The sequence below is a fragment of the Vibrio sp. JC009 genome, from assembly GCF_029016485.1.
In the GTDB taxonomy this organism is placed as follows: Bacteria; Pseudomonadota; Gammaproteobacteria; order Enterobacterales; family Vibrionaceae; genus Vibrio.
In genome coordinates, this window is sequence record NZ_CP092106.1 from 1,035,954 (window position 1) to 1,056,823 (window position 20,870).

At 45.6% G+C, this 20,870-nt stretch carries 18 protein-coding genes, 1 riboswitch and 1 other annotated feature; of the genes, 13 read left to right on the plus strand and 5 right to left on the minus strand.

The features are described 5' to 3' along the window. Positions 1–518: 518 nt before the first annotated feature. The 4 genes from rsmS to dinG all read right to left on the minus strand — a co-directional run bounded on the left by rsmS (position 519) and on the right by dinG (position 4,632). Entirely contained in the window at positions 519–692 is a 174-nt protein-coding gene (gene rsmS, locus L3Q72_RS04835; RefSeq protein ID WP_275131537.1) for a pleiotropic regulatory protein RsmS, read from the minus strand. Then, the gene (locus tag L3Q72_RS04840; protein ID WP_275131538.1) at positions 689–1,237 is read right to left on the minus strand and encodes a primosomal replication protein; all 549 of its coding nucleotides are present in this window, start codon (positions 1,235–1,237) and stop codon (positions 689–691) included. Before L3Q72_RS04840 ends, rsmS begins: the two co-directional genes overlap by 4 nt. Positions 1,238–1,586: 349 nt before the next feature. Continuing rightward, the gene (locus L3Q72_RS04845) at positions 1,587–2,357 is read right to left on the minus strand and encodes a TSUP family transporter (RefSeq protein WP_275131539.1); all 771 of its coding nucleotides are present in this window, start codon (positions 2,355–2,357) and stop codon (positions 1,587–1,589) included. Positions 2,358–2,556: 199 nt separating this feature from the next. After that, positions 2,557–4,632, minus strand: a complete 2,076-nt coding sequence (gene dinG / locus L3Q72_RS04850) for an ATP-dependent DNA helicase DinG (RefSeq protein WP_275131540.1) — start codon at positions 4,630–4,632, stop codon at positions 2,557–2,559. A 677-nt stretch (positions 4,633–5,309) separates the two neighbouring features. On the opposite strand from dinG, the gene L3Q72_RS04855 reads away from it, so the two are divergent. The 3 genes from L3Q72_RS04855 to L3Q72_RS04865 all read left to right on the plus strand — a co-directional run bounded on the left by L3Q72_RS04855 (position 5,310) and on the right by L3Q72_RS04865 (position 9,024). Next, positions 5,310–6,296, plus strand: a complete 987-nt coding sequence (locus tag L3Q72_RS04855; RefSeq protein ID WP_275131541.1) for a porin — start codon at positions 5,310–5,312, stop codon at positions 6,294–6,296. Positions 6,297–6,373: 77 nt separating this feature from the next. Beyond that, positions 6,374–7,012, plus strand: a complete 639-nt coding sequence (locus L3Q72_RS04860; protein WP_275131542.1) for a DUF2057 family protein — start codon at positions 6,374–6,376, stop codon at positions 7,010–7,012. Positions 7,013–7,722: 710 nt separating this feature from the next. Further along, on the plus strand, positions 7,723–9,024 hold the full coding sequence (locus L3Q72_RS04865; RefSeq protein WP_275131543.1) for an inosine/guanosine kinase: 1,302 nt from the start codon (positions 7,723–7,725) through the stop codon (positions 9,022–9,024). Positions 9,025–9,091: 67 nt separating this feature from the next. Here the strand turns inward: L3Q72_RS04865 and L3Q72_RS04870 are convergent, their stop codons facing one another. After that, positions 9,092–9,499 carry an H-NS family nucleoid-associated regulatory protein gene (locus tag L3Q72_RS04870; RefSeq protein ID WP_275131544.1) on the minus strand — a complete coding sequence of 136 codons (408 nt, stop codon included), beginning with the start codon at positions 9,497–9,499 and terminating at the stop codon, positions 9,092–9,094. A gap of 306 nt (positions 9,500–9,805) precedes the next feature. Between L3Q72_RS04870 and L3Q72_RS04875 the strand changes: the two genes are divergently transcribed. The 10 genes from L3Q72_RS04875 to hisIE all read left to right on the plus strand — a co-directional run bounded on the left by L3Q72_RS04875 (position 9,806) and on the right by hisIE (position 20,639). Continuing rightward, positions 9,806–10,927 (plus strand): ISAs1 family transposase, encoded by a 1,122-nt coding sequence (locus tag L3Q72_RS04875; protein ID WP_275129476.1) that lies wholly within the window; start codon positions 9,806–9,808, stop codon positions 10,925–10,927. 205 nt (positions 10,928–11,132) lie between these two features. Continuing rightward, positions 11,133–11,315, plus strand: a riboswitch (Lysine riboswitch). Between the two features lie 101 nt (positions 11,316–11,416). After that, entirely contained in the window at positions 11,417–13,012 is a 1,596-nt protein-coding gene (locus L3Q72_RS04880) for a Na+/H+ antiporter NhaC family protein (protein ID WP_275131545.1), read from the plus strand. Between the two features lie 117 nt (positions 13,013–13,129). Beyond that, positions 13,130–13,259, plus strand: a sequence feature (His leader region). A 46-nt stretch (positions 13,260–13,305) separates the two neighbouring features. Further along, on the plus strand, positions 13,306–14,202 hold the full coding sequence (hisG, locus tag L3Q72_RS04885; protein ID WP_275131546.1) for an ATP phosphoribosyltransferase: 897 nt from the start codon (positions 13,306–13,308) through the stop codon (positions 14,200–14,202). Positions 14,203–14,206: 4 nt separating this feature from the next. Next, positions 14,207–15,502, plus strand: coding sequence for a histidinol dehydrogenase (gene hisD / locus L3Q72_RS04890; protein WP_275131547.1), 1,296 nt, complete (start codon positions 14,207–14,209; stop codon positions 15,500–15,502). 4 nt (positions 15,503–15,506) lie between these two features. Further along, positions 15,507–16,544, plus strand: coding sequence for a histidinol-phosphate transaminase (gene hisC, locus L3Q72_RS04895; protein WP_275131548.1), 1,038 nt, complete (start codon positions 15,507–15,509; stop codon positions 16,542–16,544). Positions 16,545–16,724: 180 nt separating this feature from the next. Then, positions 16,725–17,798, plus strand: coding sequence for a bifunctional histidinol-phosphatase/imidazoleglycerol-phosphate dehydratase HisB (gene hisB / locus L3Q72_RS04900; RefSeq protein WP_275131549.1), 1,074 nt, complete (start codon positions 16,725–16,727; stop codon positions 17,796–17,798). Beyond that, the gene (gene hisH, locus L3Q72_RS04905; RefSeq protein ID WP_275131550.1) at positions 17,799–18,416 is read left to right on the plus strand and encodes an imidazole glycerol phosphate synthase subunit HisH; all 618 of its coding nucleotides are present in this window, start codon (positions 17,799–17,801) and stop codon (positions 18,414–18,416) included. An 83-nt stretch (positions 18,417–18,499) separates the two neighbouring features. Next, the gene (gene hisA, locus L3Q72_RS04910) at positions 18,500–19,237 is read left to right on the plus strand and encodes a 1-(5-phosphoribosyl)-5-[(5-phosphoribosylamino)methylideneamino]imidazole-4-carboxamide isomerase (protein WP_275131551.1); all 738 of its coding nucleotides are present in this window, start codon (positions 18,500–18,502) and stop codon (positions 19,235–19,237) included. After that, positions 19,219–19,992: an imidazole glycerol phosphate synthase subunit HisF gene (gene hisF / locus L3Q72_RS04915; RefSeq protein ID WP_275131552.1), complete on the plus strand. Its 774-nt coding sequence runs from the start codon at positions 19,219–19,221 to the stop codon at positions 19,990–19,992. The genes hisA and hisF overlap by 19 nt, the downstream gene beginning before the upstream one ends. Beyond that, the gene (gene hisIE / locus L3Q72_RS04920) at positions 19,989–20,639 is read left to right on the plus strand and encodes a bifunctional phosphoribosyl-AMP cyclohydrolase/phosphoribosyl-ATP diphosphatase HisIE (RefSeq protein WP_275131553.1); all 651 of its coding nucleotides are present in this window, start codon (positions 19,989–19,991) and stop codon (positions 20,637–20,639) included. Before hisF ends, hisIE begins: the two co-directional genes overlap by 4 nt. Positions 20,640–20,870: the final 231 nt, after the last annotated feature.

Consider the following 20,870-nt stretch of genomic DNA (forward strand, 5'->3'; position numbering starts at 1 on the left):
TTAAGCTCATGAGAAACAACCCCTCCCAGCCTCCCCTTCGATGTTACTTCTTCGAAAATCCGGCCTTTCGAGGCTAAGGGGAGGAGCATTCTTGGGCTCCTTAAACTTGTGTATAAGAGCCAAGGCCAGATGTTGCCACTATTATTTACCTTTGTTTGCACCCGTAAAAAGACGGTTTTCGCCTTTTTATAAATAACTCTTTAAGATCAGTTGGTTAGCGTGTGGGCCCGATTGATCTGTTTCTGGAATAGTTTTTGCTGCTATTAGTACAGAGTCACTTACTTAAGAGGCAAGAGTCGTCATGAAACAGATTACTGGAAAATGGTTGGCCGGATTGTTGGTTTTGATTCTGAGTCAGGGAATAGTGTTAGCTTCTTCGCCTGACTGGCAGCTTGATCTCTCCGCCACAGGCGAAACCCACTTTTACGATAGTGAACAAAGTGGTGAAAAGCAGGGAGAGAAACTTGGTGAGAGCACAGACGAACATCAGAATGATGTTTTCCGCTCCATCTGGCTTACTATTTATCCGCTTCCTTATCTAAGCGGGCTTCCAGATCCTTCTTTACAATATTAATCGCTTTTAAAGCAGTTTCAGGATCAATCTCATTAGACTCAAGCAGATAAATAAGATCCACGGCCAGTTTGATTTCATCGGGCGCATTGTCTAACGGGCTTGAGTTTTGCTCTGTCATTGTTTTCTTTCTCTGTAATTAATCTGTTTTTCAATTTTCAATTTAGCGGCCTGACACTTTATCAGCCTTCTTTCGGTTGCGATAAGTGCCTGCTGAGCTCCGGGCGCTTCTGCAGGAGAGGCGGACTGAAGTGCCAGCTTTTTATTTCGCACCATCTCTTTCAGTCTTCGTTCCCACTCCTGATGCTGAGCAAGATCCTGATAAAGAAGGTTAATAGGTTTTCGGTAATGGCTGCCGTGTCTGATTTCGCTCTTGCGAATCGCTTCGGTAGAAAGCTCTCTGGAAATCGCCGAAACCTGATCCACAAGGTGCTCAGTAAGATACTCCGCACTGGCAGAAGTCAGTTTCCCTTCACTCTGCTCACGGATCAAAGTCTCAAGTACCCCCTGAGCCTCTTCAACACAGGGAAGCAAAAGCTTAGCCCGGCAACCAAACAACCTCTCATCAAACAGCGGCTGATAATGCTCCCCCCGCTTACGATCAAGCAGCGAAGCCTGTTTAACCAGAGTTTCCAAAGTCTGTTCAAGTTGCTCAAATTTGTTCATTTTAACCTAAAGAAAAAAGTTGTCTGAAAGTACTGACTTCAACACACTACCTGTAATCTTGATTCTTATACACAAATATTAAAGCGATCAGAGAACGGTTCTCCCCCTTGAGTGAAAAAGCCTAACTGGTTGATAAAGCTAATAGAAGGGGGAGTTAGAGGGGGTTGGTTATGCCATGCATGATTAAACCACCAAAACTTAAGCTCATGAGAAACAACCCCTCCCAGCCTCCCCTTCGATGTTACTTCTTCGAAAATCCGGCCTTTCGAGGCTAAGGGGAGGAGCATTCTTTGGCTTCTTAAACTTGTGTACTAGAGTCAGCCCCATAACCCCATAACCCCATAGCCCCTTATACCCAAGCCTCAACCGCCAACTTAACCGCCAACACACTAACAACGCAAACAAACACCGGCCGAATAAACTTAGCCCCAAACCGGATAGCCGAATGCGCCCCAACATAAGCCCCAAGCATCAGACAAACACCCATCGCCAGCCCAAGCACCCAGTTAATATGACCCAAAAAGGCAAAAGTAACCAGAGAAGTAAAGTTACTGGTAAAGTTCATCGCCTTAGCAAGGCCGGAAGCGAGCAGAATATTCAGACGATAAATTGCCATACTGCTCACTACCCAGAAGGCCCCGGTTCCCGGTCCGGCAACACCGTCGTAGAAGCCAAGGGTAAATCCCTGAGCTATCTGCTTGTTATTAATCTGCTTGCCCGGTTCAGGCAGCACATTTTTATTGGCATCGGGCGCTTTATGTAAAATGGTATAGGCAGCGGCTGCCAGAACAACCAGTGGCAAGGCCTTTTCCAGCCAGTCTGTGCTGATGGCATCTACCACAAGTGTTCCGCAGGTTGCGCCAATTAAAGTGGCAATAAAGGCTTTTCCCCAGAACTGAGGATTAAACAGTCGCTTACGGTAATAGGTAATCGCCGCTGTGGATGATGCAAAAGTCGCAGCCAGTTTATTGGTGCCTAGCGCGATATGTGGCGGCAAGCCTAAAGAGAGCAGGGCAGGAATGGTCAGCATTCCGCCACCTCCGGCGACAGCATCAATAAAACCGGCGGCAAAGGCCACCAGTGAGAGAATAACCAGGGTTGCTGGTTCAATCATTTCCATTTAGTCAGAAACCTTTTGTGTTTTCTATTTTTTCTATATTTAGTTTTAATTATTCGTCATCCCGGAAATAGCGAAGCCATTATCCGGGATCTACTGTCTGCGCGCTGTAGTGTTAACAATAATCTATGGCTCTACAACGTGCTTCAATCAGATTCCCGCCTCCGCGGGAATGACGCGATGATAGGAATGACGAAACCCGTCAGTACTCTATATTCCTTTTAAACGGCGGAAGCGAATCCAGCAAAGACTTCCCGTAGCGCTTAGACACCAGACGTCGGTCAAGGATGACGACTCTACCAGAATCCTCTTCTTTACGCAGCAAACGGCCAACGGACTGAATCAGTTTCTTACTCGCTTCAGGCACAGAAATCTGGATAAAGGAATTGCCGCCTCTCTGCTCAATATATTCCGAATGCGCCTGCTCCACAGGAGAGGTAGGAACCGCAAAAGGAATTTTGGTAATAATCAGGTTTTCCAGAAGTTTCCCCGGCAGATCCAGACCTTCAGAAAAACTCCCGGTACCAAAAAGAACGCTGGTTTTCCCTTTTTCAGTCAGCGTTTTATGTTTTTTTAGAATTTCCACACGGGAACTGTCCCCCTGAACCTGAAGTGCCCAGCCATTTTTTACAAACTGATCAGCAAGGGCTTCAGCCACCTGATTCATCTGCCAGTAGGAAGCAAAAAGGATCAGGTTGGCTTTATCTTCTTCTATATAAGAGGGAAGTATCTCCGCCAGATAGTCGGTATACTCTTTTTCCTGTGGCTCATACTTCATAGCGGGAATACAGAGTTCGGCATTATTCTGGTAATCAAAGGGAGAAGCCAGAGCCAGAAATTGTGTGCCGTTTTCTTTCTTCTCGCTAACACCCGCCTGACGACAAAAGAAACTGAATGAATTTAACGCCCGTACGGTTGCGGATGTCAGTACCGCGCCAATACAGCGGCTCCAGAGTTTTTTATCCAGCTCCCAGCCAATCTCAAGTGGTGAGACATTTACGATAAAATCGCCTTCTCTTTCCGGATTGACCTCAAACCATCTCGCCAGCGGAGCGCCTTTTTCCCTTCTTGGCTCAGCCATTAATGACCAGACCTTATGCAAATTTTCCAGCCGCTGAAGATAGGTTCCGGCTTCAGCCAGCGCAGGCTCAGCCAGTCTTGCTGAAAGCTGACCGTCTTTTACCTGCTCAGCAATGAGATCCATTATCTTGCCAAGTGCCTGATTTGCTTTGCCGGATGAATTTTTTAGTTCATCCGATTTTTTCTCCAGCCAATCCGGCAGTTCGCCATTTTCAAAGCGGAAGACGTTCTCCTCAAAGCTTGAAGGATTAAACTGCCTTACCAGTTGAGTTAAGTCAGGGATCAGTTGCTGAATATTTTCCTGAAGCTCATTGCGGAACCGGTTGACTCTTTTATCGTCAGCAAGGCTGGCAAACTTAGCTGAGTTCTGATTCAGACTTTCCAGCCAACTGGCGGCACCTTTTAAACTGGCAGCAGCAGATGAATGGTCACGGGCAACGCGGGGAAGGTGATGCGCCTCATCAAAAACATAAATGGTATTTTCCGGCTCAGAGAGAATAACGCCACCACCAAGGTTAATATCAGACATAACCAGACTATGGTTAGCTATCACCACATCATTTTTATCCATTTCAGAGCGTGCTTTCTGGAAAGGACAGCCTCTGTGTTGTGGTAAGGCGTTATTGCAACTGTGCTTATCACTGACAATCACCTGCCAGAGTTCATCCTTTATAGGCTTAGGCCAGGAATCCCGGTCGCCATCCCATTTGCCCTGAGCCAGCGAGCGGTACATGGTCTCCAGCAGTTCGATATCTTTTTTCTTAGGCTTAGTTTCAAACATCGCCATCTGACCGCCATCAGCACCGCAGGCAATAGCCAGTTTCTCAGCGCAGCAGTATCTTTGCCGGCCTTTTGCCAGAATAAAAGAGAAGTCCAGATCGGTAATACGACGAAACAGAGGCAGGTCTTTATTAAGAAGCTGCTCCTGAAGCGCAACGGTAGCAGTAGAAATAACCAGCTTACGGTTGTTAAGCACAGCAACAGGAATTGCCGCCATAAGATAAGAAAGCGACTTACCAATCCCGGTCCCAGCTTCTGCAATCATAATACGGTTTCTGTCGTGATACTCACCGCTCAGTGTTTTTGCTATCTCCGCCACCAGATAATTCTGTGCTCTTCTGGGGGTAAAGTTATCCAACTGATGCTGAAGGTTCTGATAACTGCCACGAATGGATTTCTGAATTCTAGGATTAAGCATGATTTCGCCCGCTGAATGGAAGCGGCATAGTAGCACAGAGTAAAAAAGTGAACTATCGCAATTAGCGCCTTATCCTCCCTCATAGCCTCATAGCCTCATAGCCTCATAGCCCACAGTGGTGATGAAAATATGCTCAATTAATCAAAAAATCAGAAATTCCCCCCACCCCCAAAACCCCATTTTTATCCACAATTTGCGAGTGACACTGCCCATTTTGTACCCATTGCAGCTCATAATTTAATTAAAAGTTGATCTATATCCCAAAAAAAAACTGAACCTTCTCGGAACTCTAGAAATACGCCTGAAACAGAATGATATGTCTAAATAAAAATATGTAAACAGGATTATGTATGGATAAACTGTATAAAACTAATAAATTATGGTTATTATCACTGCTAGTTTATCACTGAGTTTTATTTAAATTTGATGAATATTTTATTATGTAGATCACACTTATCTCAATGTGTTGATTTTAAGTGTATGAAATTAAAGGCTTTATATTTTTTTATTTAGGAAAATTTATCCGTTTGACATGCCAATAAAACTTTTGCAATCTAGACCCCGCAATTTGATGGCGATGACGAGTTTCCAAAAGAGAAACCGGCATCATCAATAAAACTAAAGGGAACCGGATAAGGATTTCCCGAATTTTCTTAAGAAAAGGCAGTGGATTAATTATGAAAAAGACTCTAATCGCTCTTTCTGTACTAGCAATGGCTGGTTCAGTAAACGCAGCTACAGTATACGATGCAGACGGTGTTACAGCTGGTGTATTTGGTGACCTAGAAGTTGGTTACAAGCAAGCTATCGGTACAAATCAAGACGGTGCACTATTTGTTGGTGACTACGACTTTGGTTTCGATGCATCTACTGCTGTAAATGATGACGTTAAAGTATTTGGTAAAATCCAGTGGAACGGTAACGAAACATCAGATGATGATGCTTCTCAAACTGAAAGCACTAACAGCCCAATTATCGACAACGCATACATTGGTGTTACTGCTGGTGACGTTACTGTGACAGTTGGTCGTGCGGTTAACTTTGTTGATGAAATCGGCGTTGCAAACGACGAAAACATCGCAGGTAACTACGAAGCAAACGATGCTATCGGTATCGATGATAAGACTAGCCAGGTTGCTAAAGTAATGTGGGACAACGGTGAGATGTTCTACGCAGGTCTTGCATATACTGCAGACGCAGATGGTGACGACACTACTAGCAACGATTACGAGCAAATCGATCTTAAAGCTGGTCTACGCGTTGCTGACCTAGACGTGATGGTAATCTACTCTACTGCTGAAGACGAAGCGGCAGCAGATTACGATAACCTAGCAATCCAAGCTAACTACTCTATTGATGCTCTGTCTCTAGGCGCTCTTTACACATCTGGTGAGAAAGATGCTGCTGGTACTACAAGCGATATCGAAGCTGATGCTATCTCTCTAAGTGTTGCATACACTATGGATAAGACTACTGTAGGTGCTGGTTGGTCTACAATTGATGTTGAAGGTGTTCAGGATCAGGATCAATGGTACGCAAACGTATCTTACGCTCTAGCAACTAACGCTTCTGTATATGTTGAAATCGCTGAAACTGAAGGTGACGCTGGTTCTTACGCGAACAACGACATGGGCTACGCTGTTGGTGCTAAGCTAAGCTTCTAATCTAAAGCATATTTAGATATTCTTGAAAGCCACCCATTTGGGTGGCTTTTTAATTTATTAAACAATAGGAAATAGCTATGAAAAAAATCACTATGTTGTCAATGTCTGCTTTGATAGCGTTTTCCTCATATGTGAATGCAGCGTCACTCGAGCTACCATATTCTATCCAGCTGCTTGCATTAAATGGGAAGAAACAGCAGGATAAATCAGTCCTTAGTCAACTACCTGAAGGTAAACATCAGATTATTCTTCAGTATGCTAAACAGCTTAAAGATGGTTCAAAAACAAAGTTATTTGCAAGTAAGCCATTAGTTATGCAGTTAGAGGTTACCGATCCGAATGCAAGCTATGAGCTGAGCCATAAAGCTTTTTATAGCGTTAATACAGTAGAAAAGGCGCTGGAAAAGAATAAGATGGGCTGGGAGCTTGAGTCTGAAGGTAAATCATACCCGGTAACTATTGAAACAATGTATGGAAGTGGCTTCGCACCCTTTACGAATATTGAAAAAGCAATAAAAGCTCATAATAAGCAAAGTGGCCTTATTTTAACGAGCATGGGTACTAAAGACATCACTGACGCTGTTGTTACAGTAGATCAAAAAACCGGTAAACTTGAAGTAGAAGGCGACCCGGTTACCCAGCTAAAACTTTGGTACACCAAAGCAAGCAAAGAAGAGCAGAAAGAATTCCGCCGCTGGATGATTGATCAGGAGTGATCAACTCCAACTGTTGTCATTCCCGCGAAGGCGGGAATCTGATTAAAGCGCGTTGTAGACTATAAGTTTTCTGTGAACATATAACGCGCAGTGAGTAGATTCCGGATAATTGCTATGCAATTTCCGGAATGACGCGCATCAGGCCTACCATCAAGAAAGAATAACACACGCCATCTTTGGCATCCCTCCGAATATTCCTTACAGGGCTCAATGACACTATAGGTCTCTTTAACCAGGGTATGTATTCCCAAGGGAATCGCTGTTAGCCTGACTCTTATACACAAGCTTAAGGAGCCAAAGAATGCTCCTCCCCTTAGCCTCGAAAGGACGGATTTTCGAAGAAGTAACATCGAAGGGGAGGCAGGGAGGGGTTGTTTCTCATGGGGTTAAGTTTTGGTGGTTTAACCATGCATGGCATAACCAACCCCCTCTAACTCCCCCTTCTATTAGCTTTATCAACCAATTAGGTTTTTTCATTCAAGGGGGAGAACCGTTCTCTGATCACTTTGATATTTGCGTATAAGAGTCAGGCTGTCAGATGTCAGATGTCAGATGTCAGTTTCTGCCCAGTTAGACCTGTTTTTCACTGAAAGCCGACAACTGATAGCTGAAAGCTTCTCCCGCAACCGTTTGCTTTTCCTCGCCATATTGCTGATAAGCCTATCACAAGCTAAACTTACCTCTTTACCCACTTCCAGCAGAACGTTCCCATGAAATTTCCAGGCCAACGCAAATCTAAACACTATTTCCCGGTTCACGAGCGCGATCCTCTGGTTAGTCAGTCTCAGGTCAGAAAGATGGCAAAGACTCATGTAATCGGTATTGATCAGACTCTGGTTGATATTGAAGCCCGTGTTCCCGACGACTATATCGAGAAATTTGGCCTGAGTAAGGGGCATTCTCTGGTTATCGACGATCAGACTGCTGAAGCGCTTTACCGTGAGTTAAAAGAGAAAGAGCTGATCACCAACGAGTTTGCCGGCGGTACTATTGGCAACACGCTGCACAACTACTCTGTGCTGGCCGACGACGCTTCTACATTGCTTGGTGTAATGAGCAAAGATATCGAAATCGGCAGCTATGGCTACCGCTATCTGTGTAATACCTCAAGCCGTATGGACCTGAACCACCTGCAGGGCGTGGATGGCGCGATTGGCCGCTGTTTCGCCCTTATCTCAGATGACGGTGAGCGCACCTTCGCAATCAGTGAAGGCCAGATGAACCAGCTAAAGCCGGAAAATATCCCTGAGAAGATCTTCGAAAACGCTTCAGCGCTTGTACTGACTGCTTATCTGGTGCGTTGTAAAGAGGGCGATCCAATGCCTGAAGCGACCATGCAGGCGATTGAATACGCGAAAAAGTACGATGTACCGGTTGTGCTGACTCTGGGAACTAAATTTGTGATTCAGGATGACCCGAAATTCTGGCAGGATTTTCTCAATGACAACGTAACGGTTGTTGCAATGAATGAAGATGAGGCAGAAGCGCTTACAGGCGAGTCCGATCCGCTACTGGCATCAGATAAAGCGCTGGAGTGGGTTGACCTTGTATTGTGTACAGCAGGTCCTATCGGCCTGTTTATGGCGGGTTATACGGAAGATAATGCAAAGAGAACCACTTCTCTGCCACTGCTTCCTGGTGCGATTGCTGAGTTTAACCAATATGAATTCAGCCGCCCGTCGTCTAAAAGCGCCTGTGAAAATCCAATTAAGGTTTATTCCCATATTGCGCCATATATGGGCGGTCCGGAGAAGATTAAAAATACCAACGGTGCCGGAGATGCAGCGCTTTCTGCACTTCTGCACGATATGGCTGCTAATAAATACCATAAAGAGAATGTGCCAAATTCAAGTAAGCATCAGTATCCGTTTTTAACTTATTCTTCTTTCTCCCAGGTTTGTAAATATGCAAACCGCGCCAGTTATGAAGTATTAGTTCAGCATTCCCCAAGGTTATCAAGAGGCCTTCCTGAGCGGGAAGATAGCCTGGAAGAGGCGTATTGGGAGCGTTAAGTATTTATATTTACGCAATAAAAAAGAGCTCATTAGAGCTCTTTTTTTACATCTAATATATAGATACTTAAATCAGGAAATCATCCAGAGATTTGCCTTCATCAAGCTGTGCCTGAATTGCAGAAGGTGTACGGCCCTGGCCTGTCCAGGTCTTTTCTTCGCCGTTAGTGTCTACATATTTATATTTCGCAGGACGTGGTTCGCGCTTTTTACGAGTCTTAGTTTTAGTCTCGCCAGAAAGAGCTGCAACTAAATCGGCAACATCGATACCGTCTTTAGCAATCATTTGAGCGTATTCAGCTAATTTAGCTTCGCGCTCTGCATTTGCTGCTTTTTCTTCTTCAGCAGCGGATTTACGCTCTTCTACTACGATAGTTAGTTTATCTAGTGCTTCTTCTAGTTGCTCTAAAGTTAACTCGCGGGCAAATGCACGCAGGCTACGAATATTGAGCAGAGTTTTGGTAAGTTCTGACATAATTCTTCCCGTTGGACTTTAATTAAACAATATAATGATAACAGTGTACCAAGATATTACAAATAATTTTATTAATGTCTAATGCTAAATATAGCAAAATTCTCGTTAATGAATATTAACAGCGGATATTCTTACAAGAAATTTACTTATCGTCTATATATGAGTGATTAAGTGTAAAATAACTTCCTTTATGGAAAGCTTGATCAGTCCAGGGTGAGATCGTGAGTATTTTTTAAGCAAAAAGTAAGATCGATTTGACGATCACATCTAGCTGTGATCATATACTCTCCTTTTAGGGAGAACACCATGCACATTGACCACTTCAAAGAACATTTTCAACCAATAACCGACCAACGTCAGAGTGCAAAAGTTACTTATTGCCTATTTGATGTCCTGTTTGGCTCATTGTGTGCGGTAATAGCAGGTGCTAAAGGTTGGTTTGATATTCGAGAATACATTCTTGGGCATCATGACTGGTTTAAACGTAATGGATTGTTTATAGAAGGTATTCCCGCCGACGATACCATCGCTCGAATTATCTCCACTATTGAACCTGAACAGTTTCATGAATGTTTCGTCAATTGGATGTCATCGGTACACACGCTGACAGAAGGTCAAGTGGTAGCTATTGACGGAAAAACGCTTCGTGGATCATACAACCGCGAAGATAGAGCCAGCACCATCCATATGATTAGTGCGTATGCTTCCTCAAATAAATTGGTGCTTGGACAGCTCAAAACCGATCAAAAAAGCAATGAGATAACAGCGATCCCAGAGCTGATAGAAATGCTTGATATCAAAGGAGCTTTAGTCACGATTGATGCAATGGCATGCCAGACCAAAATAGCCAAAGCCATTGTAGACAAAGGTGGAGATTACTTACTTGCAGTAAAAAGTAATCAAGGGAAACTCCGAAAAGCAGTGGAAAATGCCTTTTCAGCTCAGCGGGCTAATATGCCAGAGACAATCTCCTTAGAAAATGGACACGGACGTATTGAATCTCGTCAATGTTATGTCTTTGACAGCAAAGATCTTGGAGGTAATTTCTCACGCTGGAAAGGCCTGAAAAGTATCGTAATGGTTGAGAACTTCCGCCTTGAAAAAGGAAAAGCGGTTGACCTTGAATATCGTTACTACATCAGTTCCAAGGCTCTTAGCGCAGAGCAAGCCTTAGCAGCGGTAAGAGAGCATTGGGGCATAGAGTCCATGCATTGGGTTCTTGATGTCAGTATGGGTGAAGACGCCTGCCAGATATATAAAGATCATGGTGCAGAAAACTTATCTTGTCTGCGTCATATGAGCCTGAATATGCTTCGTGCTGAACCGACAAAGGTGAGCATTGTTGGAAAACAAAAGCGATGCATGATGAATACATCAATGCTGGAAACCGTTTTAAATGCAGGTTTTAGTCAGGTGGCGAAAAGCTGAGCACTCATGCGGTTGCCCTGTTGATCAGTCCCTTTCATTGATTTCATGAAATAGTGCTTAAATAGTCATTTAGAATGCAAAACTATTGAGTTTCGTGAAATTGATCGAGTTTTATCTTGCAATGCGCATTTGGATCAGTAGAATCGCCGCTACCTAATTCAGTTTGAAACTGGTTTGAGTAAACTTTATTCAAAATCAGTCAGAGAACTGACGTAGAGGCGCAGTCTTTATCAGTAACTACTGTTGGGGTGATACCAATGAATAGTAGTGAAAGGAATGATTGCCGAAGTGAACCTGTATATCAAAGCGGTTCGCTGGGGTTGCATTGAATAAGTGCAACACTGCCATAGTCTATTTTATTGTTAAACTATGGAGCGCTACTGTAGGGTTGGGTGAAGTGTTCGCTTCCCTTTCGCTTGTTCAACTTAAATTACCGTTTTGGGTAATTTCACTGCAGTAGATCTCTAACCTGAAAGGTTTTTGAAGATCATGAATTTAATCGATTTTGCTTCCTCACCGTTATCGGTGCTGCCGCCACTGATTGCCTTAACGCTGGCAATAATTACGCGTCGCGTTCTGCTTTCTCTGGGGATTGGTGTTGTCCTTGGTTCTCTGCTACTGGCAGATTATTCTTTCTTTAATGCTGCTGCATATATTGGTACCACCGTTAAAGGTGTATTTATTGAAGATGGTGGTATTAACTCATGGAATATGAGTATCGTCGCATTTCTTTTATTGCTGGGCATGATGACTGCTCTGCTTACTCTTTCCGGCGGTACAAGAGCGTTTGCTATTTGGGCACAAGCGCGGGTAAAAAGTAAAAGAGGCTCTAAGCTACTGGCAGCATTCCTGGGCGTATTTATTTTTATCGACGACTATTTTAATAGCCTGGCTGTTGGTGCCATTTCCCGTCCTGTTACCGATAGATATAATGTATCACGCGCGAAACTGGCCTATATTCTGGATTCCACCGCTGCGCCTATGTGTGTATTAATGCCGGCATCGAGCTGGGGCGCATATATCATGACGATCATCAGTGGTATTTTAGTTACTCATGGGCTGGACCAGTATTCTGCTATCGGCGCTTATATTCGCTTAGTGCCAATGAACTTTTATGCCGTATTTGCTCTATTAATGGTATTTGCCGTTGCCTGGTTCCAGATTGATATTGGCTCTATGCGCACGCATGAACAGAAAGCAAGTAAAGGCAATGAAGTTAAATCTGACGATGATAATGAGTTAGCGCATGAAATTAACGAAGAGCTGGATATTGTTGAAAGCGAACACGGCAGTGTATTTGACCTGATTGCGCCAATTTCGGCGTTAATTATTGCTACCGTTATTTTTATGCTGACTACGGGCGGCGATGCGCTTGCTGAGTCTGGTAAAGAGTTCTCACTTTTAGGCGCATTTGAAAATACTGATGTGGGTAAGTCTCTGGTTAATGGTGGATTAGTTGGTTTATTTATTGCGTTATTAACGGTGCTAAAACAAAAACTTCCACTTTCAGATATAGCTAAAACTATCTGGATTGGTGCAAAATCTATGTTAGGCGCAATTTTAATTCTAATATTTGCCTGGTCTATCGGTTCTGTTATCGGTGATATGAAAACAGGTACTTATTTATCATCGCTTGTTCAGGGCAATATTAATATTCAGTGGCTGCCGGTTATTTTATTCCTGCTGTCTGGCTTGATGGCATTTGCTACCGGTACTTCATGGGGTACATTCGGAATTATGCTGCCAATTGCCGGTGATATGGCAGGTGCTACAGATTTATCTATGATGCTGCCAATGCTTGGCGCGGTTCTGGCTGGTTCTGTATTTGGTGACCACTGTTCGCCAATTTCTGATACCACCATTCTTTCGTCGACTGGTGCACGCTGTAATCATATCGACCACGTGGCAACTCAGCTTCCTTATGCACTGTCTGTGGCACTGGTTTCATGTATTGGTTATGTGGTACTGGGAATGTCTGGTTCGGTTTCCATTGCATTCGGTGCTGCGCTGGCTTCGTTTGTTGCTATTTGCTTTGTCTTTGCTGCTGTGTCTAGGGCTGGTTCTGCAAAAGCAGTTCGCGTGTAATTTTCAAGATAAATGAAAAAACTCTAAATTTTCTGTTGAAAAATGTTAACGCGTCCGCTAGTGTGGAACACAAGAAAACGGAGCTGAAAAACTTATGCGTAATTTTGTAATGAACATTCATCATCACCATCATCCTGAGTAGTCTTTCGGGAGATGTACGCATGCCCGGGAGACAGTCTCCCGGAGTTTAAGTCAGATACATCAGATTTGAACCCTCGGGAGATAACACTTCCGGGGGTTTTTCAGTTTTACAGCAACTTATTATACGAATATCTAGAAACAGGGAATTAGCAATGCCAACACAACGACTAAGAATCGCAATCCAGAAAAAAGGCCGTCTAAGCAAAGAGTGCCAGGAACTACTAAAAAAATGTGGTGTTAAGTTTAATCTGATGGGTGAGCGTCTGGTTGTTCATTCTGAAAACATGCCAATCGATCTGCTGCTGGTTCGTGATGACGATATTCCGGGTCTGGTAATGGATGGCGTTGTTGACCTTGGCTTTATCGGTGAAAACGAGCTGGAAGAAGTGCGTTTAGACAGAATCGCACTAGATGAGCCAAGTGAGTTTGTTGCACTTCGCCGCCTTGACTTTGGTGGTTGCCGTCTTTCTATCGCCGTTGATAAAGACGCAACTTATAACGGTCCTCAGGATCTTGCAGGCATGCGTATTGCGACAACTTATCCGCACCTTCTGAAAGCTTATATGGAAGAGCAGGGCGTTGATTTCAGCACTTGTCTTCTTCAGGGCTCTGTAGAAGTGGCTCCTCGTGCCGGTCTTGCTGATGCGATTGCTGACCTTGTTTCAACTGGCGCAACACTGGAAGCAAACGGCCTGAAAGAAGCAGAAGTTATCTTCCGTTCAAAAGCGACCCTTATCCAGCGTGCCGGTGAGTTTGCTGACGACAAGCAAGCACTTATTAACCGTCTTCTGACTCGTATGCAGGGCGTGATTCAGGCGAAAGAATCTAAGTACATCATGCTGCACGCGCCAACAGATAAGCTTGAAGAAGTGAAAAAACTTCTGCCGGGCGCTGAAGATCCAACAGTACTGCCTCTTGCTGAAGATAAAAGCCGCGTAGCGGTTCACCTGGTAAGTACTGAAAATCTGTTCTGGGAAGAGATGGAACAACTGAAAGAACTGGGTGCAAGCTCAATTCTGGTACTACCAATCGAGAAAATGCTGGGGTAAGACGATGAAAACAGTCGTTTGGCAATCACTGAGTGAAGAGCAGCAGGACTCCGTACTGGAACGTCCTGCGATTACTGAAGGTGCAAATATCACCTCTGCTGTAGAAGGTGTGATTAAGCAAGTAAGAGCAGAGGGCGATGCTGCTCTGCTTGAACTTACCGAGAAGTTTGACGGTATCCGTCCTGAGTCTATCCGTGTTTCTCAGGAAGAAATTGATGCCGCGTCTGAGCGCCTTTCTGACAAAATGAAGCAGGCTCTGGAGCAGGCTTACGAGAACATCGCGACTTTCCACAAAGCGCAGAAGCCACAACCGCTTCGCGTGGAAACTCAGCCGGGTGTGGTTTGTGAGCAGGTTACAAGACCTATCAACACAGTTGGTCTGTACATTCCGGGCGGAAGCGCGCCACTGCCTTCAACGGTACTGATGCTGGGCGTTCCGGCTCAGATTGCAGGCTGTCGTAAGGTTGTGCTTTGTTCACCTCCGCCAATTGCTGATGAAATTCTGTATGTTGCTAAGTTATGTAACATTGATGAAGTGTACAACGTTGGTGGTGGTCAGGCGGTTGCCGCTATGGCTTACGGCACTGAAACCGTGGCTAAAGTGGATAAGATCTTTGGTCCGGGTAACGCATATGTAACTGAAGCTAAGCGTCAGGTAAGCAACGACTTCCGTGGTGCTGCTATCGATATGCCGGCCGGGCCTTCTGAAGTACTGGTGATTGCTGACGAACAGGCAAACCCTGAATTTATCGCCGCTGACCTGCTAAGTCAGGCAGAGCACGGCCCGGACTCACAGGTAGTTCTGGTAACGCCATCTGCTGTGATTGCGGATCAGGTAGCCGATGCGGTGCAAAAGCAGCTTAAAGCGCTTTCCCGCGCATCGATTGCTGAGCAGGCGCTGGGTTCAAGTGTTATTGTTATTGCTGAATCTATTCCTCAGTGTGTCTCTATCTCTAACTACTACGGTCCTGAGCACCTGATTGTTCAGACCCGTAACGCACGCGAACTGCTTCCTGTACTGGATAACGCCGGTTCTATCTTCCTTGGCGACTGGTCTCCGGAATCTGCGGGCGACTACGCTTCAGGTACTAACCACGTTCTGCCGACTTACGGCTACACAAGAACCTACTCAAGCCTTGGCCTTGCTGATTTCTCAAAACGCATGACAGTGCAGGAGCTAAGCGCAGACGGTATCCGTGGTCTGGCACCAACGGTAGTGACCATGGCTGAAGCAGAAGGTCTGGATGCGCACAAACGTGCGGTAACAATTCGTGTAGAAGCGCTGGAAAAAGGAGAGTAAGGCCGTGGAGAAACTTGCAAGGAAACAGGTTCAGAAGCTAACGCCTTACCTTTCGGCTCGTCGTATCGGAGGAAGTGGTGATATCTGGCTGAACGCCAATGAGTCACCTTACGACAACGAGTACAAGACCACATTTTCAGCGCTTAACCGCTACAGTGAATGTCAGCCACCGGAGCTAATCAATGCATATGCTGCATATGCTGGTGTAAAACCGGAGCAAACACTTACTTCCCGTGGTGCGGATGAAGGTATCGAATTGCTTATCCGTGCTTTTTGTGAGCCGGGTGAAGATGCAATTCTGTACTGCCCGCCAACTTACGGTATGTACTCTATCAGCGCAGAAACCATTGGTGTTGAGCGTAAGACAGTGCCGACAACCAGTGACTGGCAGCTGGATCTGGAAGGCATTAAAGCTAATCTGGATAACGTAAAGCTTGTTTTTGTCTGCAGCCCGAATAATCCGACCGGTAACCTGATTAACCGTGAAGATATTATTGCTCTGCTGGAAATGACTAAAGACAAGGCTATCGTGGTAATGGACGAAGCCTACATCGACTTCTGCCCTGAAGCTTCTACGGTTGACCTGCTGGATAAATACCAGAATCTGGCCATCCTGAGAACGCTTTCGAAAGCCTTTGCACTTGCAGGTCTTCGCTGTGGCTTTACTCTGGCTAATGAAGAGCTGATCAATGTGCTGCTTAAAGTTATCGCGCCATATCCGGTGCCTGTCCCTGTAGCGGACATTGCCACTCAGGCGCTTTCAGAAGCCGGTCTTGCAAGGGCCAAAGAGCAGGTGGCAACGCTTTGCGAAAATCGTGCTTATCTTGAAGAAGGGCTGTCAAAGCTGGAAGGGGTAACCGTATTTAAAGGCTGGGGTAATTACCTGCTGGTTAAGTTCCCACAAGGCGATAAGTTGTTTAAAGCGGCATGGGATGAAGGCATTATCCTGCGTAACTCTCCGATTGATGACTGTGTGCGAATTAGCATCGGCAGCAGGGAAGAGTGTGAAAGAACGCTGGCGTTTATTGAAGAGCAGTTTTAAGCCGAGGAGCTCCCTTTCTCCTCGTTCCCACGCTCTGCGTGGGAATGCATAAGGGGCAAAATGAGTCGGGAGATGTGTACTATGTATGATCACTTTGGTTATGGTATGCATTCCCACGCTGGAGCATGGGAACGAGAACTCCTTAACTCCGCGAAGAGCTGACAAATAAGGAAGTATTTAGTGAGCAACCAACAAAAAATTCTATTTATCGACCGTGACGGCACCTTAATTGTTGAGCCTCCGGTGGATTTTCAGGTCGACAGACTCGACAAACTGGAGCTGGAACCTTTTGTGATTCCAAGCCTTCTGGCGCTTCAGGACGCAGGCTACCGTCTGGTGATGGTAACTAATCAGGATGGTCTGGGTACAGACAGCTATCCGCAGGAATATTTCGATGCACCGCATAATATGATGATGCAGATCTTCGAATCTCAGGGCATCAGGTTTGATGACGTTCTTATCTGCCCTCACTTTGAAGAAGATAACTGCGCTTGCCGTAAGCCGAGTCTGGGTCTGGTTAAAGAGTATCTGCAAAACGGTAAGGTAGACTTTAAAACCTCTGCTGTTATCGGTGATCGTGAAACCGACCTTCAGCTTGCTGAAAATATGGCGATCCGCGGTATTCAGTACAACCCGGAGACAATGGGCTGGCGCGAGATTCTGCGCGAGCTGACCGTTAAAGAGCGCACTGCAAAAGTTGTCCGTAAGACAAAAGAAACGGATATCTCAATTGAAGTGAACCTTGACCGTCAGGGTGGAAACGAGATTTCTACCGGCCTTGGCTTTTACGACCATATGTTGGATCAGATCGCGACACACGGCGGTTTCCAGATGAAAGTGAAGGTTGATGGTGATCTGCATATTGATGATCACCACACGGTAGAAGATACCGCGCTGGCTCTGGGTCAGGCACTTCGCGAAGCTCTGGGTGATAAGCGCGGTATTGGCCGTTTCGGCTTCTCGCTTCCAATGGATGAGTGTCTGGCGCAATGTGCATTGGATCTGTCCGGTCGTGCTTACCTTGTGTTTGATGCTAAATTCAGCCGTGAGATGGTGGGTGATTACTCCACTGAGATGACCGAGCACTTCTTTAAGTCTCTGTCAGATACTATGCTGTGTACGCTTCATATCTCATCGACGGGTGATAACGATCATCACATTATCGAAAGCATCTTTAAGGCATTTGGCCGTACACTTCGCCAGGCGATTAAAGTAGAAGGCAATGAGATGCCAAGCAGTAAAGGAGTGCTGTAAATGAGTCAGAATCAGAAGGTAGTTATTATTGATACAGGCTGTGCCAACGTATCTTCTGTAAAATTTGCCATTGAAAGACTGGGCTACGAAGTTACGATTTCTAAAGATCCTGAAGTGGTTCTTGCGGCTGATAAACTGTTCCTGCCGGGTGTAGGTACAGCAAGTGAAGCAATGAAGAACTTAGAAGAGCGCAACCTGATTGAGTTGGTGAAAAAGGTAGAAAAACCGCTTCTGGGCATCTGCCTTGGCATGCAGCTTTTAGGTAAGCTTTCCATGGAAAAAGGCTCTAAGGCTGATGATATCGTTGAATGTCTTGGTCTTTGTGAAGGTGAAGTCCGCCTGATGGAAACCGGAGATCTTCCGCTTCCGCATATGGGCTGGAACACTGTGACTGCCAAAGCGGGTAATCCTCTGTTTAAAGGTATCGAAGAGGGTGAGTACTTCTACTTTGTTCACAGCTTCGCAATGCCGGCAGGTGACTATACCATCGCAAGCTGCGACTACGGCAACCCGTTCTCAGCTGCGGTACAGAGTGGAAACTACTACGGTGTTCAGTTCCACCCTGAGCGTTCCAGCAAAGCAGGTTCGAAACTGATTCAGAACTTTTTGGAACTATAAATTTTTGGTTCTCCTCCCTCGTTCCCATGCTCCAGCGTGGGAATGCATACAGAAGGGGAGGGGGCGAGTAAAAGGAATTAAAAATGATTATTCCAGCATTAGATTTAATTGAAGGCCAGGTAGTCCGCCTGTATCAGGGTGACTACGGGCAGGTAACAGAATATAAAGTGGATCCGGCAGAGCAGTTTAACCTGTACAACAAAGCAGGCGCAGACTGGCTGCATCTTGTGGATCTGACAGGCGCAAAGGATACGTCAGCGCGTCAGCTTGATCTTATCGCTAAGCTGCTGGCAAGTACTCCGGCCAATATCCAGATTGGTGGCGGTGTTCGTAGCGAGCAGGACGTTGTGGATTTGCTTGAAGCGGGTGCTCAGCGTGTTGTTGTTGGTTCAACAGCGGTTAAACAGCCAGAAGTGGTAAAAGGCTGGATGGAAAAATACGGCCCTGAGAAAATCGTTCTGGCTCTGGATATCAATATCGATAAGTTCGGCAACCGCCGCGTAGCCGTTTCTGGCTGGCAGGAAGATTCTGGCGTATCGATTGAAGAGCTGATTGAGAACTATCTGACCGTAGGTCTTAAGCACGTACTTTGTACAGATATCTCCCGTGACGGTACGCTTGCGGGCTCAAACGTAGAGCTTTACGTTGACCTGTGCAACACCTATCCGCAGATTGAATTCCAGTCATCAGGCGGCATCGGTAGCCTGAAAGATATTGAAGCACTGAAAGGCAGCGGCGTTGCCGGCGTTATCGTTGGCCGCGCACTGCTTGATGGTAAGTTTACCGCAGAGGAGGCATTTGCATGCTGGCAAAGCGAATAATTCCTTGTCTTGACGTACGAGACGGGCAGGTTGTAAAAGGCGTTCAGTTCCGTAACCACGAAATCATTGGTGACATAGTGCCGCTTGCACAGCGTTATGCGGAAGAAGGTGCAGATGAGCTGGTGTTCTATGATATTACTGCGTCTTCTGATGGGCGCGTGGTAGATAAAAGCTGGGTAGCACGTGTTGCAGAAGTGATTGATATTCCTTTCTGTGTTGCTGGTGGCATTAAATCTGCTGAAGATGCAGCGCGTATCCTTGAGTTTGGTGCTGATAAGGTTTCTATTAACTCACCGGCGCTTGCTGATCCTAACCTGATCACTGAGCTTGCTGATAAGTTTGGTGTTCAGTGTATTGTTGTGGGTATCGACTCTTACTTTGATTCTGAAACCGGTAAGTATCAGGTTTACCAGTTCACCGGTGACGAAGAGCGTACTAAGGCGACTAAGTGGGAAACTCGTGACTGGGTTCAGGAAGTACAAAAGCGCGGTGCCGGTGAAATTGTACTGAATATGATGAACCAGGATGGCGTACGTAACGGTTACGACATCAAGCAGCTAAATATGGTTCGCGAAGTCTGTCATGTGCCTCTGATCGCATCAGGCGGTGCAGGTGCGATGGAACACTTTGCAGAAGCGTACAAAAAAGCGGATGTAGATGGTGCACTGGCAGCATCGGTATTCCACAAGCAGGTCATCAATATTGGTGAACTAAAACAATACTTAAAAGCAGAGGGCGTGGAGATCCGTTTATGAGTACATTGACAGAAGGTTTTAAAGCTTCGGATATTGAAACCATTATTGAGCGTATTGACTGGGACAAGATCGATGGTTTGGTGCCTGCGATTGTTCAGGATTTTCAGTCTAGTCAGGTTCTGATGATGGGTTATATGAACCAGGACGCGCTGAAGAAAACAGCCGATACTGAGCAGGTAACCTTCTTCTCCCGCACCAAAGAGCGCCTTTGGACCAAAGGTGAGACATCTGGCAACGTTCTTCAGCTAAAGAACATCGCTCTGGACTGTGACAACGATACTCTGCTTGTGAAGGTTGACCCTATCGGTCCAACTTGTCATCTGGGTACAACGACTTGTTTTGACGGTGATAAGCAGGAAGAGTCACAAATGGTATGGCTGGCTCAGCTAGAGCAACTTCTGGCAGAGCGTAAGGATGCCGATCCGGATTCCTCTTACACTGCCAGCCTGTATGCACGTGGTACAAAGCGTATTTCTCAGAAAGTTGGTGAGGAAGGCGTAGAAGTGGCACTGGCAGCAACTTCCGGCGACAAAGCTGAGCTGGTTTGTGAATCAGCTGACCTTATTTACCACTTGCTGGTTCTGCTTCAGGATCAGGGTTTGTCTATGAATGATGTGGTTAATAAGCTGAAGGAAAGGCACAAATAAAATAGGCGACAGGCAGCAGGAACGGACTTCGTCCTGCAGGTTACAGGAAAAGCAAAAAGCGCGGAAAGGTTTGACTTTATCGCGCTTTTTTTTATAAATTTGCCACCTGCCACCTGCCACCTGCCACCTGCCACCTGCCACCTGCCACCTGCCACCTGCCACCTGCTAAAATGGCGCGATTCATCCCAAAACTTGGCGCAATAAATTGATTTGTGGCGCAATTATGGCATA